General features: G+C 40.9%; 29 protein-coding genes and 2 tRNA genes. 11 read left to right on the top strand and 20 right to left on the bottom strand.

Annotation, left to right across the window (positions count from 1 at the left end; genetic code table 11):
- Nucleotides 1–85: 85 nt before the first annotated feature.
- Nucleotides 86–159 (bottom strand) — tRNA-Gly (locus ACTJJD_RS18940).
- Nucleotides 160–174: 15 nt separating this feature from the next.
- Nucleotides 175–251: transfer RNA gene (locus ACTJJD_RS18945), tRNA-Arg, on the bottom strand.
- A gap of 369 nt (nucleotides 252–620) precedes the next feature.
- Between ACTJJD_RS18945 and gltP the strand changes: the two genes are divergently transcribed.
- Nucleotides 621–1,871 (top strand): glutamate-aspartate/proton symporter GltP, encoded by a 1,251-nt coding sequence (gene gltP / locus ACTJJD_RS18950; protein ID WP_024719154.1) that lies wholly within the window; start codon nucleotides 621–623, stop codon nucleotides 1,869–1,871.
- A gap of 38 nt (nucleotides 1,872–1,909) precedes the next feature.
- Here gltP and ACTJJD_RS18955 read toward each other — a convergent pair whose 3' ends face one another.
- Both ACTJJD_RS18955 and ACTJJD_RS18960 read right to left on the bottom strand, forming a co-directional pair.
- Nucleotides 1,910–2,929, bottom strand: coding sequence for a S66 family peptidase (locus ACTJJD_RS18955; protein ID WP_144680405.1), 1,020 nt, complete (start codon nucleotides 2,927–2,929; stop codon nucleotides 1,910–1,912).
- Nucleotides 2,930–3,008: 79 nt separating this feature from the next.
- Nucleotides 3,009–3,884, bottom strand: a complete 876-nt coding sequence (locus tag ACTJJD_RS18960) for a DMT family transporter (protein WP_024719156.1) — start codon at nucleotides 3,882–3,884, stop codon at nucleotides 3,009–3,011.
- A 296-nt stretch (nucleotides 3,885–4,180) separates the two neighbouring features.
- Between ACTJJD_RS18960 and ACTJJD_RS18965 the strand changes: the two genes are divergently transcribed.
- Nucleotides 4,181–4,906: an AzlC family ABC transporter permease gene (locus tag ACTJJD_RS18965; RefSeq protein WP_007496390.1), complete on the top strand. Its 726-nt coding sequence runs from the start codon at nucleotides 4,181–4,183 to the stop codon at nucleotides 4,904–4,906.
- Nucleotides 4,903–5,223: an AzlD domain-containing protein gene (locus tag ACTJJD_RS18970; protein ID WP_041092890.1), complete on the top strand. Its 321-nt coding sequence runs from the start codon at nucleotides 4,903–4,905 to the stop codon at nucleotides 5,221–5,223. The genes ACTJJD_RS18965 and ACTJJD_RS18970 overlap by 4 nt, the downstream gene beginning before the upstream one ends.
- Before the next feature lie 36 nt (nucleotides 5,224–5,259).
- On the opposite strand, the gene ACTJJD_RS18975 is transcribed toward ACTJJD_RS18970, so the two are convergent.
- The gene (locus ACTJJD_RS18975) at nucleotides 5,260–5,922 is read right to left on the bottom strand and encodes an O-methyltransferase (RefSeq protein ID WP_282900618.1); all 663 of its coding nucleotides are present in this window, start codon (nucleotides 5,920–5,922) and stop codon (nucleotides 5,260–5,262) included.
- A 153-nt stretch (nucleotides 5,923–6,075) separates the two neighbouring features.
- Complete coding sequence (locus ACTJJD_RS18980) at nucleotides 6,076–6,261, bottom strand: CsbD family protein (RefSeq protein ID WP_414834637.1); 186 nt, start codon at nucleotides 6,259–6,261, stop codon at nucleotides 6,076–6,078.
- A gap of 126 nt (nucleotides 6,262–6,387) precedes the next feature.
- On the opposite strand from ACTJJD_RS18980, the gene ACTJJD_RS18985 reads away from it, so the two are divergent.
- Nucleotides 6,388–6,939, top strand: a complete 552-nt coding sequence (locus ACTJJD_RS18985; protein ID WP_440608747.1) for an N-acetyltransferase family protein — start codon at nucleotides 6,388–6,390, stop codon at nucleotides 6,937–6,939.
- A 4-nt stretch (nucleotides 6,940–6,943) separates the two neighbouring features.
- On the opposite strand, the gene ACTJJD_RS18990 is transcribed toward ACTJJD_RS18985, so the two are convergent.
- Nucleotides 6,944–7,531, bottom strand: a complete 588-nt coding sequence (locus tag ACTJJD_RS18990) for a LysE family transporter (protein WP_113747448.1) — start codon at nucleotides 7,529–7,531, stop codon at nucleotides 6,944–6,946.
- Nucleotides 7,532–7,643: 112 nt separating this feature from the next.
- Here ACTJJD_RS18990 and ACTJJD_RS18995 point away from each other — a divergent pair, with 112 nt between their 5' ends.
- Nucleotides 7,644–8,198, top strand: a complete 555-nt coding sequence (locus ACTJJD_RS18995; RefSeq protein ID WP_138278160.1) for a helix-turn-helix domain-containing protein — start codon at nucleotides 7,644–7,646, stop codon at nucleotides 8,196–8,198.
- Nucleotides 8,199–8,243: 45 nt separating this feature from the next.
- Here the strand turns inward: ACTJJD_RS18995 and ACTJJD_RS19000 are convergent, their stop codons facing one another.
- From ACTJJD_RS19000 to ACTJJD_RS19025, 6 genes are all read right to left on the bottom strand, one after another.
- The gene (locus tag ACTJJD_RS19000; protein ID WP_024719163.1) at nucleotides 8,244–8,537 is read right to left on the bottom strand and encodes a hypothetical protein; all 294 of its coding nucleotides are present in this window, start codon (nucleotides 8,535–8,537) and stop codon (nucleotides 8,244–8,246) included.
- A 349-nt stretch (nucleotides 8,538–8,886) separates the two neighbouring features.
- On the bottom strand, nucleotides 8,887–9,939 hold the full coding sequence (locus tag ACTJJD_RS19005) for an LLM class flavin-dependent oxidoreductase (protein WP_024719164.1): 1,053 nt from the start codon (nucleotides 9,937–9,939) through the stop codon (nucleotides 8,887–8,889).
- Nucleotides 9,940–9,956: 17 nt separating this feature from the next.
- The gene (locus tag ACTJJD_RS19010; protein WP_039170198.1) at nucleotides 9,957–10,580 is read right to left on the bottom strand and encodes a nitroreductase family protein; all 624 of its coding nucleotides are present in this window, start codon (nucleotides 10,578–10,580) and stop codon (nucleotides 9,957–9,959) included.
- On the bottom strand, nucleotides 10,564–11,037 hold the full coding sequence (locus tag ACTJJD_RS19015) for a MarR family winged helix-turn-helix transcriptional regulator (protein ID WP_047947344.1): 474 nt from the start codon (nucleotides 11,035–11,037) through the stop codon (nucleotides 10,564–10,566). The genes ACTJJD_RS19010 and ACTJJD_RS19015 overlap by 17 nt, the downstream gene beginning before the upstream one ends.
- A 109-nt stretch (nucleotides 11,038–11,146) precedes the next feature.
- Nucleotides 11,147–11,686: a dihydrofolate reductase family protein gene (locus ACTJJD_RS19020; protein WP_440608748.1), complete on the bottom strand. Its 540-nt coding sequence runs from the start codon at nucleotides 11,684–11,686 to the stop codon at nucleotides 11,147–11,149.
- 79 nt (nucleotides 11,687–11,765) lie between these two features.
- On the bottom strand, nucleotides 11,766–12,317 hold the full coding sequence (locus tag ACTJJD_RS19025; RefSeq protein ID WP_024719167.1) for a TetR/AcrR family transcriptional regulator: 552 nt from the start codon (nucleotides 12,315–12,317) through the stop codon (nucleotides 11,766–11,768).
- A gap of 150 nt (nucleotides 12,318–12,467) precedes the next feature.
- Between ACTJJD_RS19025 and ACTJJD_RS19030 the strand changes: the two genes are divergently transcribed.
- The 3 genes from ACTJJD_RS19030 (at nucleotide 12,468) to ACTJJD_RS19040 (ending at nucleotide 14,076) form a co-directional block, all read left to right on the top strand.
- A complete protein-coding gene (locus tag ACTJJD_RS19030; protein WP_041507615.1) occupies nucleotides 12,468–13,091 on the top strand; it encodes a GNAT family N-acetyltransferase in 624 nt (207 codons plus the stop codon).
- A 68-nt stretch (nucleotides 13,092–13,159) separates the two neighbouring features.
- On the top strand, nucleotides 13,160–13,555 hold the full coding sequence (locus tag ACTJJD_RS19035) for a VOC family protein (RefSeq protein WP_058336361.1): 396 nt from the start codon (nucleotides 13,160–13,162) through the stop codon (nucleotides 13,553–13,555).
- Complete coding sequence (locus ACTJJD_RS19040) at nucleotides 13,552–14,076, top strand: GNAT family N-acetyltransferase (RefSeq protein WP_024719169.1); 525 nt, start codon at nucleotides 13,552–13,554, stop codon at nucleotides 14,074–14,076. Before ACTJJD_RS19035 ends, ACTJJD_RS19040 begins: the two co-directional genes overlap by 4 nt.
- A 12-nt stretch (nucleotides 14,077–14,088) precedes the next feature.
- Here ACTJJD_RS19040 and ACTJJD_RS19045 read toward each other — a convergent pair whose 3' ends face one another.
- Nucleotides 14,089–14,358: a YesK-like family protein gene (locus ACTJJD_RS19045; RefSeq protein WP_335352441.1), complete on the bottom strand. Its 270-nt coding sequence runs from the start codon at nucleotides 14,356–14,358 to the stop codon at nucleotides 14,089–14,091.
- A gap of 51 nt (nucleotides 14,359–14,409) precedes the next feature.
- On the opposite strand from ACTJJD_RS19045, the gene ACTJJD_RS19050 reads away from it, so the two are divergent.
- The gene (locus ACTJJD_RS19050; RefSeq protein ID WP_440600440.1) at nucleotides 14,410–14,883 is read left to right on the top strand and encodes a GNAT family N-acetyltransferase; all 474 of its coding nucleotides are present in this window, start codon (nucleotides 14,410–14,412) and stop codon (nucleotides 14,881–14,883) included.
- On the opposite strand, the gene ACTJJD_RS19055 is transcribed toward ACTJJD_RS19050, so the two are convergent.
- A complete protein-coding gene (locus ACTJJD_RS19055) occupies nucleotides 14,875–15,663 on the bottom strand; it encodes a GNAT family N-acetyltransferase (RefSeq protein WP_440600448.1) in 789 nt (262 codons plus the stop codon). The genes ACTJJD_RS19050 and ACTJJD_RS19055 overlap by 9 nt on opposite strands.
- Nucleotides 15,664–15,824: 161 nt before the next feature.
- Here ACTJJD_RS19055 and ACTJJD_RS19060 point away from each other — a divergent pair, with 161 nt between their 5' ends.
- The gene (locus ACTJJD_RS19060; RefSeq protein WP_440600441.1) at nucleotides 15,825–16,265 is read left to right on the top strand and encodes a LytTR family DNA-binding domain-containing protein; all 441 of its coding nucleotides are present in this window, start codon (nucleotides 15,825–15,827) and stop codon (nucleotides 16,263–16,265) included.
- Nucleotides 16,262–16,678: a hypothetical protein gene (locus tag ACTJJD_RS19065; protein WP_072368465.1), complete on the top strand. Its 417-nt coding sequence runs from the start codon at nucleotides 16,262–16,264 to the stop codon at nucleotides 16,676–16,678. The genes ACTJJD_RS19060 and ACTJJD_RS19065 overlap by 4 nt, the downstream gene beginning before the upstream one ends.
- Nucleotides 16,679–16,738: 60 nt before the next feature.
- On the opposite strand, the gene ACTJJD_RS19070 is transcribed toward ACTJJD_RS19065, so the two are convergent.
- From ACTJJD_RS19070 to ACTJJD_RS19090, 5 genes are all read right to left on the bottom strand, one after another.
- Nucleotides 16,739–17,389 (bottom strand): response regulator, encoded by a 651-nt coding sequence (locus ACTJJD_RS19070; protein ID WP_017358441.1) that lies wholly within the window; start codon nucleotides 17,387–17,389, stop codon nucleotides 16,739–16,741.
- Nucleotides 17,390–17,394: 5 nt separating this feature from the next.
- Nucleotides 17,395–18,579, bottom strand: coding sequence for a sensor histidine kinase (locus ACTJJD_RS19075; RefSeq protein WP_072368474.1), 1,185 nt, complete (start codon nucleotides 18,577–18,579; stop codon nucleotides 17,395–17,397).
- Between the two features lie 102 nt (nucleotides 18,580–18,681).
- On the bottom strand, nucleotides 18,682–20,859 hold the full coding sequence (locus ACTJJD_RS19080) for an MMPL family transporter (protein ID WP_144668406.1): 2,178 nt from the start codon (nucleotides 20,857–20,859) through the stop codon (nucleotides 18,682–18,684).
- 149 nt (nucleotides 20,860–21,008) lie between these two features.
- Complete coding sequence (locus tag ACTJJD_RS19085; protein ID WP_017358444.1) at nucleotides 21,009–22,040, bottom strand: acyltransferase family protein; 1,032 nt, start codon at nucleotides 22,038–22,040, stop codon at nucleotides 21,009–21,011.
- A gap of 140 nt (nucleotides 22,041–22,180) precedes the next feature.
- Entirely contained in the window at nucleotides 22,181–23,377 is a 1,197-nt protein-coding gene (locus ACTJJD_RS19090; RefSeq protein ID WP_073415861.1) for an MFS transporter, read from the bottom strand.
- Nucleotides 23,378–23,394: the final 17 nt, after the last annotated feature.

Consider the following 23,394-nt stretch of genomic DNA (forward strand, 5'->3'; position numbering starts at 1 on the left):
ATGATGTATCATAGGATTTTTTATAAAAACTCGAATTAACAGGTACGTTTTGTCTTGTTTAGTTTTCAAAGATCATTTTTTAAAATGGAGCGGGTGATGAGAATCGAACTCACGACATCAGCTTGGAAGGCTGAGGTTTTACCACTAAACTACACCCGCGTGGTTAAATGTTATTGGCGCGCCCGAGAGGAGTCGAACCCCTAACCTTTTGATCCGTAGTCAAACGCTCTATCCAATTGAGCTACGGGCGCTTAATCAGGCGACTTAATTATCTTAACATATCGTTTTTATTAAGTCAACATCTTTTTGAAGTTTGTTTGTCGTATCTGTCTGAGCATCAGTGTTTCAGATGCGTCATCAGCGACGAATAAAAATATACCATGGATCATACAAAAGGGTCAATACATTTTTCTAAAAAAGTTTAATGTTTTTTAAGAAGTGCTCTTTTGTTAGATAAATAGAGTTTCAATCGCCCTATTTTCGTTTCTTTCTTCATAATTCTAATGATTCTTAAATAAAATCTTTCTAAATCCAAAGGAGGACAAAACATGGTCACCTAGAATTTTTATTTATTGGAAAATTCTTAATATTTTCCATGCATTTAAAGGAGGTAGGAGATGATGAAAAAGTTTGTCGCTTTTCAAATCATGATCGCTTTGGTGATAGGAGCTCTTATCGGCCACTTCTTCCCTGATTTCGGAATGGCACTGCGGCCCATTGGGGATGGCTTTATCCGATTAATTAAAATGATTGTAGTCCCTATTGTTTTCTCTACGATTGTCATCGGCGCAGCTGGCAGCGGTGGAATGAAGAAAATGGGCAGTCTCGGATTAAAGACAATCATTTGGTTTGAAGTCATTACGACCATCGTTCTTGGAATCGGGCTTTTATTGGCCAACGTGTTAAAGCCAGGCGTTGGACTAGATTTCTCTCAATTAGCTAAGAAAGATATTGGGGAACTCGATGGTTATACTCAAAAGGTCGTCGATTTTAAACAGATGGTTTTAGACATCATTCCAACCAATATCATCGATGTCATGGCTCAGAATGATTTACTAGCAGTGATTTTCTTCGCTATTTTATTCGGTGTAGCCGCAAGCGGCATTGGGAAAGCTTCCGCTCCTGTCCTTACCTTCTTTGAATCAGTAGCACAAATTATGTTTAAGCTCACACAAATGGTCATGGTGACAGCTCCTATTGGAGTTTTAGCATTAATGGCAGCTTCTGTCGGACAATACGGCATTGTTTTACTCATTCCTATGATGAAACTTGTTGGCACTGTCTTCTTAGGATTGTTTATTATTCTATTTGTTTTGTTCCCTCTTGTCGCACTGATCTTCCGTTTTAACTACTTCGAAGTGTTGAAAATGATTTGGGATTTGTTTTTGGTTGCCTTTTCTACTACAAGTACAGAAACTGTTCTTCCACAGCTCATGTCACGGATGGAGAAATACGGCTGCCCAAAAAGAATCGTTTCCTTCGTCATCCCATCAGGTCTTTCTCTTAATTGCGATGGTTCAAGTTTATATTTATCGGTTTCCTGTGTGTTTCTTGCACAAGCGTTTGGTGTCGATATGAGTTTATCACAGCAGCTCCTCATGATGCTTGTCCTTGTTTTAACAAGTAAAGGCATTGCAGCTGTCCCGTCTGGCTCACTTGTTGTTCTTTTGGCAACAGCTCATGCAGTAGGTCTGCCAGCAGAAGGTGTCGCTATTATCGCCGGGGTTGACCGGATTATGGATATGGCTCGAACAGGCGTGAATGTTCCTGGACATGCGGTTGCCTGTATTGTCGTTTCTAAATGGGAAAAAGTATTCCGAGAGTCTGCATGGGAAGTTCCAAAAGCAGGTGAAGAAACAAAAGGAATGTAATGTTTTTTATGAAGGAAAGGGGTCGCCCTTTCCTTTTTTTATGGCAAAAATGTCTGCTTCAGCACGGCTTTACCTTCTTGTTGCAACTGTACCTCCGCATATGCTCCGTTAATGAGGGTCATTTGCGGCGGTACGTGTCCACAATCAATATCGTAAACAATCGGTATGTGTAATTCCTTATGCAATTCTTCATATAGATCCGTATATTCATATCCTTCCACAGGAGTGTCCACTGCACTCCTGCCAAACATGATGCCAGAGCAATGATCAAACCAGCCTGCTAGTTTTAATTGAACAAGAGACCTCTTCATGCTCGCAGCATTTAATTCACAGTTTTCAAAATACCATAGAATGGGTTCACCTTTTAGATATGTTTCTTGAAAAGCTTTGACATCTCCAAAAGGCGTGCCAGCTAAGTGCCGGATCACATCAATACAGCCACCCATCAGTCTTCCCTTCATCGTCGTCTCTAAGTGATCAACAGTACGCCATGCGGTTGGCTCGGTTAAATGAAAGACATGTATGCTTGGATGGTCATACTGCCATTCCTTTTGATACATATCAGAAGAAAATTGAGTAACGTCCTTTTTCTCTGGAGTGGAAAGTATTTGTTCCCACATAGCCGTCACCTGATCAAGCTCTTCCCCCTGAAGATCCACAAGGTTCGGTCCATGCGCTGTCGCAATACCTGTGTTTAAGGTTAAAGCTAATAGAAGGAGACTTGTATCTGAGTAACCAAGAATCCACTTTTTTTGCATCACTGAGAAATCAAGATGCTCTAACACTTCAATAAGCAACTGTCCGCCCCATGGCGGGATGATGTGGTCAATCTCATGACAAGTCATCATCCGCTGTAACTCATTTGCTCGCTTGATTGCAGGGGCTGATTTCGCTTTTTCCTGCTGCCATACTGTCTCTCCACATATGACTTCATAGCCTCTTTTTTTCATCCGATCGCAAGACAGTTGAAACATCTCATGCAAAGAGGGTTGTACACCTGAGGATGGCGCTGTCACACCAATTGTTTGTCCCTTTTTCAAATGCGGATACTGGATCACCCTGCTCACCTCCACCTTCTATGAATCTCTCATCTATTCATTGTAAAGAAAATTCCCCTTCTCCAAGGGGAATCTCGTCTTACTCTCTCTGACGCAGGACAGTATATACACCTGCGAAAATACACAAAATCCCAACAAACGAACGTAAGCCCATCTCTTCACCTAGAAGCATCCATCCAAGGACCGTGCCAACGATTGGTTGAAAGAAGAAAAACAGACCACCGCTTGAAGCGTCCATCAGTTGAAGCCCTCTATTCCACAAAAAGAAAGCAAGGGCCGTTGAGATGATACCTAGATACAGAATGCCGCCCCATATTTCCGGTCTTGCCATTTGCTGCACATCAAGATGAGGCAATCGAAACAAGACGGGTGGTGTTAATACGATAAAGGCCACAATGATCGCATATGTTGTCGTCACTACTTGAGGATACTTTCCTGGAACTCGTTTCAAAAGAACAGACATCAGCGCCCATGTTAATGCAGCAATAACCAGTGAAAGACCGCCAACAAACTCATCCGTTTGAACAGCGACAGGCCCAATCATCGTCAGCACACCTACTGTAGCAAGCAGAATGGAGACACACTTTCTCACTGTGAATGATTCTTTTAATAGAAAGAAAGCGAAAAGCACCATAAAAGCAGGTGTGGCCGATGTGATGACGGCACCCATTTGTGCAGACGTATACATTGTGCCAATTTCTTGGGTCACGATCGAAAGAAAGTTGCCAATCAATCCAATCGCCACAATCAGCGGGATATCCTTTTTGTCTAACCGAAAAGAGTAACCCAAACGCCAAATCGTGAACACAAGAACGACTCCAGCTATTGCATATCTCATCCAGACCAGCTCAAGTGGCGGGACCACCGCAACTGTTACTTTGACCACTACATACATACCGCCCCAAATACTAGCAGCTAACGCTAAGTAAAGGGCTCCTATATATTTTTCATTCATTTTTTCCCCTCCGTTACTGGATATATTCACTACGATATCCACAAACGGAGATCACTCTCCGTTATGGACGGAGGTGATTTGGTACATCATGTTCAAATAAAGGCTTCCATTGCATATCAGTCACCCCAATTGTTTTTATTTTCTGATTACTTTATAACAAAATCTGGTTCACTTCAATCCTTTTTTATCGCCATGTTTCTTCATATAATCGAAGTTCAATAGGATTGACATGATGAATTCGTTTTCTTATAGTAAGTAAAACAATTGATGTTTACACAGAAAAGGAGTAGAGGTCTTTGGATGTTGAAGCTAGGAAACACATTCCCACTGCCGGAAACGAACCGTTTCTTGAGGGAATAAAAGATTGTGTGCCAACCTTGCTTGGTTATATGAGCATTGGGTTTGCCTTTGGAATTGTTGGCATTAGTTCGCAGTTAAGTATATGGGAAATCGCGCTGCTCTCTATCTTTATTTATGCTGGCGCTTCACAGTTTATCATCTGTGCATTACTTGTGACAGGAAGCCCCCTTTCCGCTATTATTTTCACCACGTTCATTGTCAATTTACGGCATTTGTTACTCAGCCTTACGCTTGCCCCCCATTTTACACGCTACTCTGTAAAGCAGAACATCGGGTTTGGTCTTCTGCTAACTGATGAATCCTTTGGCGTAGCGATGAATAAATTAGCACAGCAAGGAAAATTGAATAACAGATGGATGCATGGACTGAATATTACGGCTTATTTATGCTGGATTGCTGCATGTACACTTGGCGGAATATTCGGACACTGGATTTCAAATCCAGAGGCGCTTGGTCTTGATTTTGCCTTATCTGCGATGTTTGCTGCGCTGCTCATTCTTTCTTTACAGACGGTGCCAAAAAATAAACTAACCCATCGCTTGTCACTTGTTTTATATATGTTTGTTGCGATGTTTGTGCTGCTTCATTTTGTTCCTTCACACGTGGCTGTTTTGTTGGCAACTGTGCTTGTTGCCACTATTGGGGTGGTGACAGATAAATGATTAGTAGTTTTATGTTATGGCTCATTCTTGGCTGTATGATTGTGACCATCATCCCAAGAGTCGTTCCATTTTTATTTGTGAGGAGTATCCAGATGCCAGAAGTGGTGCTCAAATGGTTATCGTTTATCCCCATTTGTATATTTACCGCTTTGATTGCAGAGCATCTTTTCATACATACTACAGCAGGCGTCACCATTCACTGGATGTACCTTGCTGTCTTGGTTCCAACTGTGTTAATCGCTATTTGGACAAAAAGCTTGTCCCTCACCGTTCTAGTAGGCGTCATGCTGATGGGCACAGCTAGATGGTTTTTCTAAAAGAAAAAGCTTAACCGGATGCGGTTAAGCTTTTTGTCATTTTACGATACCGTATATAAAGCCGTCATAGCCTTTTTCGCCAACAGTTTGAATAGCGGTTGCTTCAATTCTCGACTCTTGTTTGAGTAAATCGAAAAATTCACGCGTTCCCTTCACTCGCTCATCTTGATCAGAGGCATGGAGAACTGCCCCATTTCTGACCACATTGTCTGCAATAATGACTGTTCCCTTTTTTGAGAAATGTAACGCCCACTTCAAATATTGCGGGTTGTTTGGTTTGTCTGCATCAATGAAAATCAAATCGAACGGAAGCGTATCCTGCTCTTTTAACTGAGATAAAGTGTCTACCGCTTTTCCTTGTAAAATGGTGACACGTTCTGCTAGGCCTGCTCTGTCTATGTTTTGCTGTGCGGTTTCTGCATGATGACTGACAGCCTCTAATGTCATGAGTTCTCCATCCGCTTCAAGTGCACGGGCAAGCCAAATGGTACTATAACCGCCAAGTGTACCGATTTCTAAAATGCGCTTTGCACCCTTGGTTTTTGCTAACAAATAAAGTAGTTTTCCTTGGGCCGGCGACACATCTATTTCTGGTAACCCGGCTTGCTTATTCTTGATAAGAGTTTGCTCCAATACGTCATCTTTGGCCATCAATTTGTCTTTGATATACTCGTCAACTTTCCCCCATACTTGCTCCATTTCATCCATCTCCCTTGTTCATGTCTTCTATTTAAAGTCTACATGACGGAAGCAAGAATTTATAATCAATTCTTTTCACACACCTATTGATTTTATTGATGAAAGGAATGTGATGATGGATACATGGAGCGAGTACCTGCAAGTATGTGCAAACTACTGATTCAGCCTATTTTTCACGTCACCTTTTTTATCTTGAAGCTTTCCTTTTACTTGATCTTTCTTTCCTTCTGCTTTCAGGTTTTCACGATCTGTCGCTTCGCCAAGTTTTTCTTTCACTTGACCTTTGACTTGATTTGTTTTTCCTTTCGCTTTATCCATATGTCCATTTTGTTCACTCATTTGTTCCACCTCCACGTTTGATACTGTTTATTTATCCTTTTTGCACATGACAAAACATCTGAGTGTGCTGTGCGCGCGTTTCAGGTATGATAGACATAATGGAATGAAAGGTTGGTGGTCTGTTCAATGATCATTTCTGAAAGTATGTTCACTGTACGTGGTGTGACCTATCGTATTCGCTCTGCTGCATTAGCAGATGCCAAACAGTTATCAACTCTCAGACTGAAAATCGATGGTGAAACCGAATATTTAGATCGTGAACCGGGTGAAGCTTTTATTGATGAGAAAGGGTTCGAGGCGTTGATTCAAGAGGATTCCAATGAAGGCCGTCATCTCTTTTTAGTTGCAGATATTGAAGGAGACATTGTCGGTTTTTCAAGATGCGAAGGACACCCACTTAAGCGCTCTGCTCACAAAGTAACGTTTGGCGTTGCCGTACAGAAGGCCGCTTGGGGCTATCACATCGGGAAAGAACTTTTAGCTACATCGATCGACTGGGCAGATCAGCAAGGCATTCAAAAGATGTCACTTCAAGTAATGGAAACCAATCAAAAAGCCATTCGTTTATATGAACACTATGGCTTTGAGATTGAAGGCTTGTTAAAAAAAGATAAACGGCTGGCGGACGGCATGTATTATGATACGGTTGTGATGGGCAGGCAGCGGCCAGTCTCCTGACCGCTTACATGACATAACTCCAGATCATCGAAATCGCACTATACATAAGCAGCAGCCCCATGACGAACTGGAACGGCCGCTGATAAAGAGTTAAAAACCGCTTGAATACAGAGCCAAATAAACTCCAGCTAAATGTGCCTAAAAAACCAATGATGGCGAGAATCAGCGTCAACAACATGTATTGCATATTGGATTGTCCATACGGCAGAACAAAAGTGGAAATCACGGTTAACCCATACAAGATGGCTTTCGGATTAATAAATTGCAGCAGCATCCCCGGGATAAAATGATTATAGCGGTCTAGTGTTTCGTCATCTCCGCCTTTACTTTTCATGATTTTGACAGCCAAATAGATCATGTAACCGGCTCCGATGAAAGCCATGACCCAGCCTATTTTCGGCATGACTTGATAAAGAATCATATTGAAGAAACCGCTCAAACATAAAATGACCAAAAATCCGATCCCAACACCTAAACAAAATCGAAATGTTTGCTTGACCCCATATTTATTCGTAAAGACCATCGCCATGATATTATTCGGTCCAGGGGTAAAGCTGGTAACAAAAGCATAAATCAACATGGAAACAATCAAACCGTTACCTCCTTTTCATACGTTATTTAGACTTAAAAGTCTTTATTGCGTATATTACGTTTCATTGTACTATTCGGTCGTTATAAAGTAAATAAAAGAAAGGAGTTTTTTGATGGAGGATGTACAATCAATTATTGCTAGAAATGTTAAACTGCTAAGAGAGCAAAAGAAATTAAGCCTAGAAAAGATGGCTGAGGTAACAAGTGTGAGTAAAACGATGATTGGGCAAATCGAAAGAGGAGAATCCACACCGACCATCACGACTTTGTGGAAAATAGCCAATGGGTTGAAGGTGTCTTTTAGTGAACTCATATACGCACCGCAGCCTGAGATCAAGGTCGTGCGAAAAGAAGAAGGACAAGTTTTAACAGAGGACGAGGGAAGGTATCGGGTATATACGACGTTCCCATTTGATGACCTGAGAAAATTTGAAGTCTATCAGGTAGAAATTGATCCTCATGGGTCGTTAAGTGCGGAAGAACATATCGGCGGTACAGAGGAATTGATTACCGTATTTGAGGGAGCACTTGATTTATCGATCGGTGATGAACAATACACCTTACAAGCTGGAGACTCGATTCGGTTTAAGGCTGACCGTGCCCATGAGTATAAACAATCAGGAGAACAGATGGTACGGATGCAAATGATTCTTTATTATCCCCATTAAAAAAAGCTGACAGACTTGTCCACCTGTCAGCTTTACATTTTATATTTAATTAAATCCTGGATCGCGTACAACCGTTCCAGTAAAGGTAACTCTATATTTTCCTAAACCTAACTCTTCAATTGACGATTGATAGAGAATACCGACCCATCCATCCTTTGCATATGTAATACTTGATGGGATGTTTGACGTCGTATATGTTCTCGTTTCCGAGACGGTTCGACTTGCTTGTACCGTTACTTCACTGCTTACTTTCCCCTTCGCTTCTACCGGGACAGCGGTGACACCCGCACCCGTTAAAACAATTGCTCCAACCAAAACAGAAGTTATGACCTTTTTCATACAAAAATCCCTCCCTTTTTTTGTTGAACATATTAACCATACCATAATTTAGAACTTTAGTAAGTTATTTTTTCATTTTTTTGAAAATTATGATATGATTGTCTTATGCTGGATAGAGGGTGTTACATACTTCTATGCTTTTATCCTCACCTCGTTCTAGTGAAACAATTGATAACGGAGGTGATTTCATGAAAAAATGGCTTATCTGTTTTCAACTTGTTTTCCTCTTCACCTTGACGGCCACACCATTTGCTTCTGCTGCTTCATGCCCTACAGTGAAACCATGTGTTATTGATCCTTAAGCATAAGAAAAAGTCGATCAAGCCTATTCACTTGATCGACTTTTTTGTTATGCTTGTTCGGCTTCCCAGCGGGCAACCTCTTCTCTTACTTTAGGAGCCACTTCTTTCCCAAATAACTCAATAGCTTTCAGCACTTGATCATGCGGCATTGAACCGACTGGTACGTGCAACATGAAGCGCGTAATGCCTACATTTTTTCGCAGATGAATCACTTTCTCTGCTACGGCATCTGGATCTCCTACATACAATGCACCTTCTAATGTTCTTGCTGCATCGAATGTAGAACGGGTATAAGGTCCCCAGCCTCGTTCTCTTGCTAATGTATTCATGACATGCTGTGTAGAAGGGAAGAATTGATCTGCTGCCAATTCTGTTTCCTCCGCAACAAATCCATGTGAATGGGATGCCACCGTTAATTTCTCAGGATCATGTCCAGCGTGAATCGCAGCTTGCTTGTAGAGCTGCACTAGCGGTGCGAACTGTCTAGGGCTGCCGCCAATAATGGCAAGGACAAGTGGTAATCCTAATAATCCAGCACGTACGACAGATTCTCTGTTTCCTCCACTGCCAATCCAGATGGGAAGCGGATCTTGAACAGGTCTTGGATATACGCCGACATCCTGAATGGAAGGACGGTGCTTACCGCTCCACGTCACACGCTCTGACTGCTGTAATTTCAATAGTAAATCTAGTTTTTCTTCAAATAATTCTTCATAATCATCTAAGTCATAGCCAAAAAGCGGGAACGATTCAATAAATGATCCACGGCCAGCCATGATCTCTGCACGCCCGTTAGAAAGGCCATCTAATGTCGCAAAATCTTGAAACACACGAACAGGATCTGCCGATGAAAGAACAGTTACGGCACTTGTCAGACGAATATTCTTTGTTTGCGTTGCCGCAGCTGCTAATACGACTGCTGGATTTGATGCGGCAAAATCTTCACGATGATGCTCTCCTACACCAAAAACGTCCAGACCCACTTGATCTGCTAAAATAATTTCTTCTACTACTTCACGAATACGCTGTGCGTGGCTGACTGTTTTTCCTGTTTGAAAATCAGGTGTTGTTTCTACAAATGTACTAATTCCTAGTTCCATGAATGGAACCCCCTATCTTATAAATATGTCACAAATTCAGAGACCGGCTTGCGGTAGCCTCTCGCTTGTCTGCTTTCTACTTTTTCTTTTCCGAGCGTGATCATTAATACAGGAACCAAATCTGATTCGATGTTTAACACCTTTTTCATTGCTTCGGGGTCAAAGCCGATCATCGGGCAAGTATCCCATCCCTTGTTTTTGGCGGCAAGCATAAATAGCATGGCAGATAATGAAGCATTGCGAATCGCCTCTTCTTTCTGAAAGTCTGATCCTCTCTGCACATAAAAACTCATCGTCTCTCTGACCATTTCCTCATATTGTTGCGCATTTAAGATGCCGAGCATTTTTAGGCCTTCATAAATGTTTCCTGCTTGCTCATAAGCTTTCGGATCGCCGAGCACAATGATCGCTGCTGAAGCGGAATGCACCTTATATTGTCCAAATGCAGCATCTCTTACTTGCTCTTTAAGCGCTTCTGATTGGACGACGACATATTGCGTATGCTGTAAATTAAAGGCTGAAGGTGCCAGCTTCACTTCTTCAAAGATACTATTAAGCTCTTCTCTCGAAATCGAGATATTTGGCAAAAAATTTGATGCTGATCGTCTTTCACGTACCAATGTATCAAAGCTGTGCGTCATCTTGTTTCCCCTTTTCGTGAAGTTGTTTTGCACCTAAACCGATTTTTTTCAACCATTCAATGAGCTGCTCTTTTTCCTCTGTTTCGATAAAGGACAGATTTTGTGAAATGACATCTGTATGTTTTGGAAAAATATCGTCAAATAGCTGCTTCCCTTTATCTGTCAGTAATACATGGAATACACGTTTATCAGAAGGTGCACATTGTCTTTTGACTAATTCTTGTTTTTCTAATTTGTTGACCACATAGGTGATGCTCCCACTTGGAATGGATAGAATCTCACTAATTTTTTGAACGGGATGCGGTCCCTTACTATACAGTAATTCAAGAATTTGAAAGTTTTCAAATCCGATATCATAACGTTCAATGTCTTTTTGGATGTTTGCAAAAAGGGCATGGTAGGCTTTCATCCACACTCGGAAAAGCCTTAAGTCTAATTCCTGATCTTGCTGCACCATGGCAACTACTCCTTTTTCAATAAATCCTAAAACTAGGATAAATTTATCCTAACACTAGGATATTTTCTTGTCAACGTGTTTGTTTGATTAAAAAAAAGACCCCTGTGATTCAGTGGTCTTCTTTTGACACAAAATGCATTTCAGCAATTTGTTTGTATTGATTCACTTGTTGTAATGAAAATCTAGATTCCTGATCAGTTGGAGGGAAAAGAGGGATTCCTTTTCCAATCATGACAGGTGCGATTTGGAGATACAGCTCATCGACTAATTTTTCTTTTAATAATGCTTGAAGCAGTTCCCCGCCTCCTACTATCCAGATATGCTGCCCTTTTTCATTTTTTAAGTTGTGGATAAATGAGAGAACATCTTCACGAATGATATGGGTTCCTGTATGACTGTCTTGTAAAGTGCGAGAAACGATATAACATGTCTTGTCTTCATAAGGAAACCCATCAGGTGAGAGCTTTAGAACCTGTTCATATGTGTTCCGTCCCATGATCAGCGTATCGACTGAAGCATAAAATTCCTCATATCTCGTATCCTCTTCGCCCTCTGTTCCTATGAGCCAATCTAAACGGTGATCATCCCTTGCTAAATATCCATCAATGCTCACTGCCCCATAAAATAGTAATTTCCTTTTCAATCTCACCACTCCCCGCCTGAAATAAGAACGTATATTCCCATTTTAACAGAAAGAATAGATAAATGATATATGATCCATTTGTTTCTTACGATTCCTGTTCTACCTTCATAAGAAGCTTGTACAAGATGTGTGCAAGCTGCCCCGCTTCGACTGTCATCCCTTCATGAATCCATTCCTCCAGTACACCAACAACACCAGACACAACAAATGAGGCCACAATCTGTTCATGCTCCGTAATTTGCCGCTGATCAAGCTGCCACTCTTTCATGATTTTTTCTTTAAAAAACGATTTGAATTGATTCGTCGTTGGGCTATTCGGTTTGACAAACAACGTCATCATGAATTGTTTTTCTTTTAAATACTCAGTTGTTTTATTTAAAAAGGACAGCATATCAAGCGGGTCCTGGCTTGGAAACGATTCATCGTATAGTCCGCCAAGCTGATCGAATAGTTCCTTCTCAAGCTGTTCATGCAAATCAAATACATCTTGGTAGTGCAAATAAAAGGTCCCTCTTCCTAAATCCGCTCTTCTAGATAGCTCTGATACTGTAATTTGTTGAACATCTTTTTCCTTTAAAAGCTCAAGAAAGCTTTCCCGTATCGCCTTTTTGGTTTTGATTGTTCGTCTGTCCTTCATCAAACACCCTCCATTTTTGAACAATCTGGCTATACCTGTCTATTTATGAACAAGAGATCATTCATTGCCGATGTTCGGTTTATTTTCCTATTATTATAATAGACATATGTTCAATAATCTATATCTGTTCAAAAAAAGGAGGGCCATCATATGCTTCAATTCAGACTTGCTAGAGAGGATGAACTGCCTCAAGTGGCAGCATTGTTAGATGATTCATTTCAGAACTATTCATTTTTTGATTTATTATGCGAAAAGGTTACCAAGCGTTCTGCTTTCGCCCGGCAGTTGCATTTGGTCAATACAAAGGTATATTTTCAGCATCAAATCTGTTTGGTCGGGGTTGAGAACGAGAAAATTGTGTCTGCCGCCCTGTTAAAACATCCCCGTCTTCCTGAGCCAGGACTCATGGATTATGTGTTATCTGGTGGGTTAAAGCTGCTCTTTACTGGCGGCATATCGGCGATTCAGCATGTGTTCCGTATGTTAAAGGAGGCAAAAAAAGCGTGTTCTTCCTTAAAGAAACCTTACTGGTATTTAGAAGCTCTTGTCGTTGCAAAAGACCAACAAGGAAAAAAACTTGGAAGCCGTATGTTAAAGCAATGTCTTTTCCCCTTTATCGCCCGGCAAGGCGGCGGACTGTTCACACTGATTACACACAACGAGGCCAATCGTCATTTCTATCGAAAAAATGGGTGGACGGAGTTTGATGAGAGAGTACTGCACGGAGAAGACATGTCCCTAGAAAGCTGGAGTTATAAAACCGTGATCAAATAAAGTATCTTCTTCAAGTGATGATATAATAGAAGCAGTTCAAACAATGATCATACTTGGAGGAGAGACTGATGATACGACGACTTGATCATATCGTGTTGACTGTTCAACATATGGAGGAAACCATTCGCTTTTATACAAACGTATTAGGAATGAAGGAAGAAACTTTTGGAAAAGGCCGTAAAGCCCTTCGTTTTGGCTTACAAAAGATTAACCTTCATGAAGCGGGTCATGAATTTGAACCAAAAGCTGCTCATCCCCAGCCTGGATCTGCTGACTTGTGTTTTATCACCGATTTAGATATAGACAGTTTATTGCTTCATCTTCGAAAGCAGGTTGTTCCAATTGAAGAAGGCCCGGTCAGACGTTCTGGTGCATTAGGTCCGATTGAATCCATTTATATCCGTGATCCTGATATGAACTTAATTGAAATCTCCCGATATATAGAGGAGGCTGATCCATCATGACTCGATTATTTTTGAGACCGATTGAAGAAAAAGATTATCCTGGTATTCATAGGGGATGCCAGCATGCAGAAACACTTTATATGACTGGCACACGCAAAACGTTCACACTAGAAGAAATTCGTTCAGCCTATACCCGTTTTCTGCTGGATGACAGTAGACGAGACTTTGCTATTTGTTTGCTAGACACGAAAGAAATGATCGGGGATGCGGCGATTGTGGATATTGATCCGATAAACCATACGGCAAGTTTCCGCATTGCGCTGCATGGTCCAGAGCATTTTCACAAAGGGTATGGTACTGAGGCTGTTCGGATGGTTCAAACATTTGCCTTTGAGACGTTAGAACTCAATCGGCTTGAGCTTGAAGTTTTTTCCCATAACCCACGAGCCTTTCGAAGCTATGAGAAAGCCGGATTTCAATATGAAGGAAAAAGACGTCAAGCGCTCTATTTCAACGGTGCTTATTCGGATGTCATCATGATGGGCATCCTTCGTGAGGAATACGATAGAATCAAATCATAAAGATGTCCCAGCCTACGATGGGTCATCTTTTTTAAACAAATGAACCCCTGTAACGATGGTCAAACAAATGATAGAAGAGAGAACGATAGAGACGCTTGATATGCTGAGCGCCATCCCTTCCCATCTGCCAATGAAGAAACTGCCGATCAATAACAGCAATCCAAACAAGGTGATACATATCGGAACAATCAGCCCGGCATGGCGATGCCTGCGTCTTTTTCCTGCCCACCACGAGAGACAGAGTACAATGACAGTAAAAATAGCGGTTTGTAGCCAGAACATATCGCATCAACTCCTTTTCTTTTTTATCCTATGACAACGGAGGTTTTTCCAATGAATATTAGACCGATTCAAAAGCAGGACAATCCTTTTATCGCGGCCATTATCCGCCAGTCATTAGAATCAGCGAATCTTGCGATTGAAGGTACAGCCTACACAGACCCACACCTTGATCAGCTTTTCGATTACTATCAATCATTGACTCATGCAGCCTATTGGATTGCCGAAAAACATGGTGAAATTGTTGGTGGCGTTGGCATTGCCCCTTTCACAGATGGCATTTGTGAGCTGCAAAAGCTTTATTTAAGCCCAAAAGCACAAGGCAAAGGTGCGGGCAAGAAACTGATGGATATGGCCCTGCAATATGCTGCTACATACTACGATGCTTGTTATTTAGAAACCCGCAGTGAATTAACAGCTGCTACTGGTCTTTATCAACGGTATGACTTCTCTCTTCTTCCTGCACCGATTGAAGGCTCAGAGCATTCTGCCATGGATGCTTGGTATCTCAAAACCTTTTCAGCGTGAGGCATAAAATAAACGATACGTCTTTGTCCAATGAAAACCTAGCTTCTCTGCCAATTTGGCCGAGGCTGCATGATGGACATCGCAATCCCAATGCGGTGTCTTCCCTTTTTCAACACAGATGCTGATCATTTGCTGAGCTGCTAACAAAGCCAACCCTTTTCCACGGCAGGCTTCATCTGTCCAAATATCGATTTCCACACGTTTTTCACTTAAAAAAATAGAGACACATTCACTGACCACATCTTCACCATTTAAGATGGCAACTCCGATGCCATTAGATAAAAAGTGATCTACTCCTCCCCAATGTGCTTCATAATAGCTGGATGGGAATACTTTGCTTGCGGCAATGACTTGTTCATTCGTGCGTTTGATCATTTCGTCTTGATTAGGCAAAATCAGATCCGGAGAGGTCAAGTCATAAGAATACGTATGTCTTTGCATTTCATTCAGTTGGGAACCGAAGCATTTTTTCATCATCTCATCTGATGCTGGATTTGCTGAAAACAAAGTGAAACGTCCGTTCTCTCTTTTTTGCTTTTTATAAACATCCACAATGAACGTTGAACATAATGAGAGTGCTGCTTCTGTCTTGCCTGCGACATAATAAATGCCGGTTGTTGTCCCTGCAAAATAGACACACGGGTGATCTCGGTGATCCACATATAAATCTCCTTGTATCACGCCATCGAGTATCGCATCTACGAACACTGGATAGGCAGGATCAATCCGCCGAATTTCCTCTTTTACCGCTCCTGTCCTTTGTTGATCTACAAGATACAACATCATTCCTCCATTCACGAACGAGTATATTTTCATTATAAAGGAAAGCCGCAGACACGCGGTGAATCTTTGCAACAAAAAGAATTCTTCTGCATCAAAGCAACATTCAATCGCATTCGCTTTCATCTATTGCTATGCTCATTGTGAGAGGAGGTTTATGAATGAAATTTCGTTTGATCTGGAATCAAGAAAAGGATGTGACGGAAGTAGACGTCATCAGCCATCCACATAATCAAGAACGTTTACAAAAGATGGCATCAATGATGGAGACTAGTACACCTCTAACGGTCAAAGATCCAAAAAATGATCGGCAGTCTCTTTTACCATTAGAACAAATTGAAGCGATCTCTGCGCTTGGACATCTGTCAAAGGTGATCACGACTCAGGGTACGACGTATTTTCTCAGTAAACGGCTGAAGGATCTGAAGTCGTTAGAGCGTGAACATTTCTATCGTATCAACAATGCAGTCATTCTCAATTTAGCGCAAGTCGACAGCTTTGTCGCTGGTACGTACGCTCGCTTAGAGGTCGAAACCATCTCGAAAAACAGCTACACCGTCAGTCGTCATTACGCCAAATATATAAAGGAGCGATTCAAATGATCAAGGAACTAAAACATCAATTTATGCAAACAGCTTTTGTCTCTATCGTATGGCTGACACTCATCCTGTCAATCACTCAATGGTCATCCTCTATCCCTTTTCATTACGTGTGGCACATCATTGGCATCGGTACTCTGGCAGGCATCGTCTTTGGGGTCATGTATCCTTTACTATGGAACTACTTTACCTTTCCAGCACCCACCAACATTCTCATCTCCACTGTCGTCAATTTAGGGTTTCAAGTAGGAGCCGTCGCTTTATATTCGACTACACTGCTCGAATGGATCATGCCTTATTTTATCGGTATAGCCTTTCTCACATTAGTAGGCCATATCATCGCCTTTCTATTTTACAAAAAGCAACAAAATCAAAAACTGGCGCAGGCACTGAATCACCTGAAGCCGCAGCCTTAAAAAAAAGAGACCTTATTTGAAAGGTCTCTTGTCTATTATTCTGCTGCTAACTCATTCTCTCTAAAAATGAATCACCCCTAATTCCACTGCTGCTTTAATTGCTTCCGCTCTTGAAGTGACCTCCAGCTTTTGATAAATATTTGTTAAATGAGCTTTGACAGTTCTCTCGGAAATCCCCATATCAAATGCAATTTCCTTACTTCGATATCCTCTAGCCACTGCTTGCAAGACAAGCATCTCTTTTTCAGTCAGCATGTTTATTTCTTTTTTCAAATGGGTCGGAGTCACTTGATGCTCTGTTGATTCAAATACTTTAGCAGCGACGTTTGCTTGAAGAAGAATATCCCCTCTGATAGCTGCTTCAATTGTATAAAATAAATTTTCTCTGCTGGCATCCTTTAAAAGATAGCCCTTTGCTCCAAGTTGCAGCCCTTCAATCATTAATTTCTCTTCGTTATAGGTAGTGAGAATCAGGACCGGTACTTTTAATTGAAGAGACTGCATCTCTTTTAACATCTCAAGCCCACTCATGTTAGGCATGTTGAGGTCAAGTAATACAAGGTCTGGAGCCTTCTCTTTCAAGATATCTAAACCCTTTGCTCCATCTTCTGCTTCACCAACAACATCAAATCGTTGATCTGTCTCAAGAATTAATTTTAATCCTTCTCTAACAACAAAATGATCATCGACAATCACAATTTGATAAGACATTGTTTTTACTCCTTTTTCAAAGGTATGGTTACCGTCACTTGTGTACCTTCATTTTTTTCGCTTTTCAAGTGTAGCTGTGCATCAAGCAGTCGGGCACGTTCTGACATACCAATTAGACCGTAATGCCCGGAAGTGGATTCTTGTTTTTTCTCATCAAAACCCACTCCATTGTCTGTGATTTGCAAGGAGATGTGATCATCTTGTTGCTTCATCATCAATTCGACCTTACTTGCTTTGGCATGCTTGGCAATATTCGTCAAACATTCACTGACAATGTATACAGTATGTTCGATGAGGAAAGGGGACACTTGATAAGAGACAGCCACTTTTGTATGAACTGGAATATTCGTCGCCGTCATAAACCGATTCACTTCATCTTTCACAGAATCAGCTAAGTCATATTGATCCTGGCTGTATGTTCGAAGGTCGTCAATGACCAATCTCGCCTCACCTAATGTCGTCCGCGCATGGCTCATTGAACCTTTAATAATGCTTTGAGCACGCTCAACATTCTGATTCTCTAAATGGGCATGGACCGCTTCTAGCTGCATAATAATACCTGCCAGCCCTTGTGCAAGGGTATCATGTAAATCTCTCGCCATTCTTTGACGCTCATTAGCAAGTGTCAGCTCTTCCACTTGTTGATGTGCCAATTCAAGTTCCTTTAAAAATGTTTGTGTACGAATTCTAGCTTTGACTTGTCTAAAAAATAAAATGGAGTATGCGATGACTACAATCAGAATCAAAAACAAAATAGGAATGTATACGGTCAAATCATCTGTATCATTGACCAAAATAAGGGCAAGAAAAAAAAGAACATAAAAACTAAGCCCTGTCAAAATCACCTTCAATGTATGATAATATACCCCAATACTTTGCGCTATTAGTACCGGTAACAGACCAATTAAGATCACAGGGGAAGCCGCCTGCATGACTGAAACACAAAGTAGAATCACTATTCCTTGAATCAGAAAATATACCCATGGATTCTGCCGAAACCAGTAAAATGACCACCAATGCAGAATCAGATGTATGGCAATAAGTGCAGAAAAAAACAGGCCAGAAAGTGCTAATGGGGTGGTTATAAACTGAAATATCATTGCTGCAATATAAACAAGAATCACCCATAATAATGTTGGAATTCGCGAATAGATCATTTCATTAAAAGGGTCTACCCGTCGTTTCGCCATAAATATCACCATCCGAGCCTCATATTCACTCAAAAAATACCGCCCACCCTTTATCGAGGTAATGGCGGTATCATCAATCATACCATGTAAGACTATCAGTGACTAAATCACCTTCTCTTCTTTCTCATCCTTCTGAGAAATAGACTCACCTTCAATGTCTATACGTGGAAGCCATCTTTCAAACCATTTGGGTAAGTACCAAGCAGCTCGTCCGATCAGCATCATACAAGCTGGGATAAAAGTCATTCTTATGACAAATGCATCAAACAGAACACCGAATGCCAACGTTAACCCCATTGTTTTGATAATCAAGTCATCTGCAAAGATAAAACTAGCAAAGACGAAGATCATGATTAAGCCTGCGGCAGTCACTACTCTTCCACTGTGCTTCAAACCTGATACAACGGACTTTTTCGCATCACCTGATAGAAGGAAATCTTCTCTCATTCGACTGACTAAAAAGACCTCATAATCCATTGCAAGACCAAATAATATTCCTGTTACTAGTACAGGCATAAAGTTTAACAATGGGCCATTTGCTGGTATTCCAAACAATGGCGCAAGGTGTCCATCCTGTAAAACAAAGACAGAAAAACCTAGTGTAGCGGTCAATGTCATAAGGAATCCTAAAACCGCTTTTAATGGAACAAGGAAGGATCTAAACACAAGAATCATCAAAATCAAAGCAAATCCAATAATGACTCCTGCAAATTTCGGTAACGCTTCACTGAGTCTATCTGAAATATCTATATTAACTGCCGTAGAACCAGTAACAAGTAATTTCGTATCATACTTTGCAGCAGTCTGACTAGATTCATTTCGTATATCTTTGACTAATTGCTTTGTCGCCTTATCTTCTGGACCACTTTTCGGTAAGATGGTCAGCATGGCGTACTTACCCGATGGATTAGGAACAGGCGGTGCCATTTGTTTGATGCCATCCATCTTCTCTAATACTTTTGTTGTTTTCTCAATAGATTTCATTGCGTTATTTGCATGGGAGGCATCAATGATAACAACCAGTGGCCCATTAAACCCTTTACCAAACCCTTCTGCTAACAGGTCATAGCCCTTACGTTCAGTTGTTTCCTTCCCCTTCATGCCGTTATCAGGAAGACCCAACTCCATATGAAGTGCTGGCCAACTGAGTAGACCAGTCAATACAATGACACCTAGGATGATCTTACCTGGATACTTCTTGATAAACCTTCCCCAAGCTGTGGCTTCTTCTTTTTGTTGAGATTGTAATTTAGAGAACCATTTATTCTTTCTTGAAGGGCTTACTTTATCACCAAGAATCCCTAGTATGGCAGGAACAATTGTGAGAGACACAAGCATAACTGATAGTACCATGAATGCAGCTACAAGACCCATAACGCCTAAAAATGGTATACCGACTAATACAAGTCCGCATAGTGCAATTACGACGGTAACACCTGCAAACAATACAGCGCTGCCTGCTGTAGCAACAGCTCTAGCAGCTGCTTCTTTCAATTCGTAACCCTCTGCTAATAACTGTCGATAACGAGAAATGATAAATAATGCATAATCAATTCCTACTGCAAGTCCAATCATCACAGCTAATGTAAGACTAAATGCAGACATCTCAACAAAATTTGAGGTAATTAATATGACCATCACGCCGATTATTAACCCAATGACAGCCGTCAAGATCGGTAGTCCTGCAATCAATAGTGAAGCGAAGGTAAAGGCTAAAATAAAGAAGGCCATGACAATACCTATGACTTCCGAAATCCCGCCTACCTCAATTTCTGAGAATGTGACGGAGCCGCCTAATTCTGTTTGGATGCCAGCTTTTCTTGAAATCTTAATACTATCTAATACTTTCTCTTTTGAGGATGTTTTTACCTCATCCGCCTTTACCCGGTATGTAATATCCGCATACCCTATTTTCTTATCCTTACTAATAGCAAATGTCTGATATAAATCCGTCACTTGCTTGACTGCTTTATCCTTTTTGACTTCTTTGATCGTTTCGTTCAATTTGTTTCTTACTTTTTTTGTTTCTAATGTTTCACCCTTAGGTGCTTTAAAGATCAGACGAATCGTCCCGCCATCATCACCTGCTGGGAACTTTTTCTCCAAGAGATCCATTGCCTTTTCTGACTTTGTTCCTGGAATCGACATATCGCCATTAAATGAAACACCTGTCCCTATTGTTGCCGCCACAACAGCTACTAAAACAAGTAACCAACCGATAATCATCCGTTTCGGCTTAGAAAAAGCACTTTTTCCTAAATGATATAAAAATTTTGCCATTCACTTACTCCTTTTTCTTCAACTTCGTGAACTTCATCTTTTTATTCTAAGCAATGAGATGGTCGATTGAAATTGTACTTTCGGGCAAGAAGCATTGTACTTTTAGGCAACAAAAAAAGGGCATCTTCTTAAGATCCCCTTTAAAACGTTTATGAAGCGACTGTTTTTCGCCTCGTTCTGTTGATTTTACCGACAAACATATAGCCATATCTATAATGATTTGCTATCCGTGACAATAGGATAGGTCCTGCAATTGCAAGTGCTGATATGATGATTGTCCCTACAAAGAATGGATAATCTTTTAATTGTCCCCATAGTAACACAGAGATACCTAGAAAATACCCGTGAAGCAAATAGATGGTGAATGAATATTGACTAATGACAGCTACGAAAGGTGGAACGCTTTTCACTTTAGAAAACAAGAGAAAACATAAGAAGACAATACTGACTGTATAAAGAACAACGTCTGGTCTCTTAGAAGAAGACTCGAAAAAACCTACATATGAATTACTTAGAAGGGTCGCTGCTGAAATCAAAACAAGTCCATACACGGCATACTTAAAACGATGAAGTCTTGTGATAAACTGCTGATAATTCGCTCCACAATAATAGGCTAAACAAAAATAGAACAACCACCCTGGAAATGGAATCCATTCTAAGCCGAACATTGGATTAGGTAATTGAGGTTGTGGGATTTTGACGAGGTTCATGACACTTAAATAACCAACTGTGATGATAAAGGAGATCGGCAATACCCATTTGGCTGAGGTACGCTTAGCCATTTTGTGGAAAAACATGTGCAAAAAGTAAAATTGAAAAATAATCAGAACAAAATAACCAATATAATTCCCTAATAAGACATTTGCTGAAGCTCTTTTAAAAAAGTCAACTGCCCCTCCATTTAACGATGCCGAATGCAAGAAACCATCGACAATCCCAATAAAAGCAAATGGGAAAAAGATGGCTTTCACCCTCTTCCACATAAATCCTTTAGGGGTACCATTCGGATAAGCATGAGCCAATAAAAACTCAGAAATGAAAATAAAACTCGGGGTACTGAACATGAGTAGTGCTACAAGAATAGATGATGAATGGGGGCTAGATAAAATGGCTATTGCATGAATGAACACAACACTCAAACACGAGATACACCGAATATAAAAAATCTCTTTAATTTGCATTGAACATCCTCCTCCTGCATTTTGGTAAAACATGTATTAGATTAACATGTATAACACCTTATCAACAGGGACCTTGTGATTATTTTTCAATCATCTATCCAAAAGGAACAAAAAAAAGAGCCCTAGTTAGAGCCCCTCATCTAATCAGATTCAACCGTCGCCTTCCCCTTCCAAATAAGGGTTAAGCCTAATCCAAGAAATAAGACAACACCTGCAAACAGGAATGGGAAATGAATATTTTGATCGAATAAAATACCGCCAAGTGCCGGGCCAAAAATCGTACCAAGACTTGTGTAGGTAGAGTTCATCCCTGCGACAAATCCTTGCTGATTGCCAGCGATTTTTGATAAGAAGGTCGTGAGTGCAGGGCGCAATAAATCGAACGCAAGGAAAATCACACACGTCACGATCAGCACAACCATAAAGCCTGACACGACTGTAGAAACAAAAGCGAGAACTGCTCCAACAATCAAGCATAGTTGAATAACTCGTTTCTCCCCAAGCGCATTCACCATTTTACCAAACACGAGGACTTGGATGATGACGGCTACAATTGAACTGACGGTAATGATAATCGCAATATCCTTCGGGCCAAATCCAAACTTGTGATTTGTAAACAAGCTAAAGACCGTTTCATATGCAGATAGTCCAAACGCCAGCACAAAGACAATGATGAAGGCGATGAGATAACTTGGATGAATCGATTTTTTCAAGTCTTTAAAGAAGGTCGATTCTTTCACTTGATCCATTTGTTTCTCTCGCTCTTCTTTTGTTAATGGTTCCTTCAGCATAAACATAGACGAAATCACAGCAATAAATGCAATCCCTGCTGCAAAGAAAAACGGCAGGCGAACACCATATTCTGCAATAAATCCGCCAATTCCCGGGCCGATGATAAATCCGGTACTAATAGCAGCGGATACATACCCCATTGCCTTTGATCTTTCTTGAACGGTTGTGATATCAGCGACATAGGCAGTGACAGCCGGCATGATAAATGCCGCACTAATACCGCCTAGAAGCCTTGCAAAATACAGAACATACACATGTGTCCCAAGGCCAAAAACGAGTTCTGATAACGCGAATAGAAACAGCCCAGACACAATCATGATCTTTCTTCCGTATCGGTCTACCCATCTTCCCGCAATAGGTGATGCGATAAGCTGTGCAACAGCAAACGCCGCCACAAGATATCCCATCGTACTGCCCGTTAAGTGCATGACATTCATAAAGAGCGGCATGACAGGTATGATCAGACCGATGCCTAAAAACGCAATAAATATATTACTTAATAAAATAACAAGTACCGCTTTTTGCTCACGAATCGGTTTTTGCATGATGTTTGTTTCCCCTT

The organism is Bacillus sp. 22446, assembly GCF_052044955.1.
Taxonomy (GTDB): domain Bacteria; phylum Bacillota; class Bacilli; order Bacillales; family Bacillaceae; genus Bacillus; species Bacillus altitudinis.

Excerpts from the sequence above, each read along its gene's own strand:
- ACTJJD_RS19065 (WP_072368465.1), top strand. The coding sequence starts at position 16,262 with ATGATCAAGGAACTAAAACATCAATTTATGCAAACAGCTTTTGTCTCT.
- ACTJJD_RS18980 (WP_414834637.1), bottom strand. The coding sequence starts at position 6,261 with ATGAGTGAACAAAATGGACATATGGATAAAGCGAAAGGAAAAACAAAT.
- ACTJJD_RS19070 (WP_017358441.1), bottom strand. The coding sequence starts at position 17,389 with ATGTCTTATCAAATTGTGATTGTCGATGATCATTTTGTTGTTAGAGAA.
- ACTJJD_RS18995 (WP_138278160.1), top strand. The coding sequence starts at position 7,644 with ATGGAGGATGTACAATCAATTATTGCTAGAAATGTTAAACTGCTAAGA.
- ACTJJD_RS18975 (WP_282900618.1), bottom strand. The coding sequence starts at position 5,922 with ATGGAGCAAGTATGGGGGAAAGTTGACGAGTATATCAAAGACAAATTG.
- ACTJJD_RS19010 (WP_039170198.1), bottom strand. The coding sequence starts at position 10,580 with ATGACGCACAGCTTTGATACATTGGTACGTGAAAGACGATCAGCATCA.
- ACTJJD_RS19050 (WP_440600440.1), top strand. The coding sequence starts at position 14,410 with ATGAATATTAGACCGATTCAAAAGCAGGACAATCCTTTTATCGCGGCC.
- ACTJJD_RS19035 (WP_058336361.1), top strand. The coding sequence starts at position 13,160 with ATGATACGACGACTTGATCATATCGTGTTGACTGTTCAACATATGGAG.
- ACTJJD_RS19030 (WP_041507615.1), top strand. The coding sequence starts at position 12,468 with ATGCTTCAATTCAGACTTGCTAGAGAGGATGAACTGCCTCAAGTGGCA.
- ACTJJD_RS19090 (WP_073415861.1), bottom strand. The coding sequence starts at position 23,377 with ATGCAAAAACCGATTCGTGAGCAAAAAGCGGTACTTGTTATTTTATTA.
- ACTJJD_RS19025 (WP_024719167.1), bottom strand. The coding sequence starts at position 12,317 with ATGAAGGACAGACGAACAATCAAAACCAAAAAGGCGATACGGGAAAGC.
- ACTJJD_RS19080 (WP_144668406.1), bottom strand. The coding sequence starts at position 20,859 with ATGGCAAAATTTTTATATCATTTAGGAAAAAGTGCTTTTTCTAAGCCG.
- ACTJJD_RS19000 (WP_024719163.1), bottom strand. The coding sequence starts at position 8,537 with ATGAAAAAGGTCATAACTTCTGTTTTGGTTGGAGCAATTGTTTTAACG.
- ACTJJD_RS19085 (WP_017358444.1), bottom strand. The coding sequence starts at position 22,040 with ATGCAAATTAAAGAGATTTTTTATATTCGGTGTATCTCGTGTTTGAGT.
- ACTJJD_RS18985 (WP_440608747.1), top strand. The coding sequence starts at position 6,388 with ATGATCATTTCTGAAAGTATGTTCACTGTACGTGGTGTGACCTATCGT.
- gltP (WP_024719154.1), top strand. The coding sequence starts at position 621 with ATGAAAAAGTTTGTCGCTTTTCAAATCATGATCGCTTTGGTGATAGGA.
- ACTJJD_RS19045 (WP_335352441.1), bottom strand. The coding sequence starts at position 14,358 with ATGTTCTGGCTACAAACCGCTATTTTTACTGTCATTGTACTCTGTCTC.
- ACTJJD_RS19015 (WP_047947344.1), bottom strand. The coding sequence starts at position 11,037 with ATGGTGCAGCAAGATCAGGAATTAGACTTAAGGCTTTTCCGAGTGTGG.
- ACTJJD_RS18970 (WP_041092890.1), top strand. The coding sequence starts at position 4,903 with ATGATTAGTAGTTTTATGTTATGGCTCATTCTTGGCTGTATGATTGTG.
- ACTJJD_RS19060 (WP_440600441.1), top strand. The coding sequence starts at position 15,825 with ATGAAATTTCGTTTGATCTGGAATCAAGAAAAGGATGTGACGGAAGTA.
- ACTJJD_RS18960 (WP_024719156.1), bottom strand. The coding sequence starts at position 3,884 with ATGAATGAAAAATATATAGGAGCCCTTTACTTAGCGTTAGCTGCTAGT.
- ACTJJD_RS19075 (WP_072368474.1), bottom strand. The coding sequence starts at position 18,579 with ATGGCGAAACGACGGGTAGACCCTTTTAATGAAATGATCTATTCGCGA.
- ACTJJD_RS19040 (WP_024719169.1), top strand. The coding sequence starts at position 13,552 with ATGACTCGATTATTTTTGAGACCGATTGAAGAAAAAGATTATCCTGGT.
- ACTJJD_RS19005 (WP_024719164.1), bottom strand. The coding sequence starts at position 9,939 with ATGGAACTAGGAATTAGTACATTTGTAGAAACAACACCTGATTTTCAA.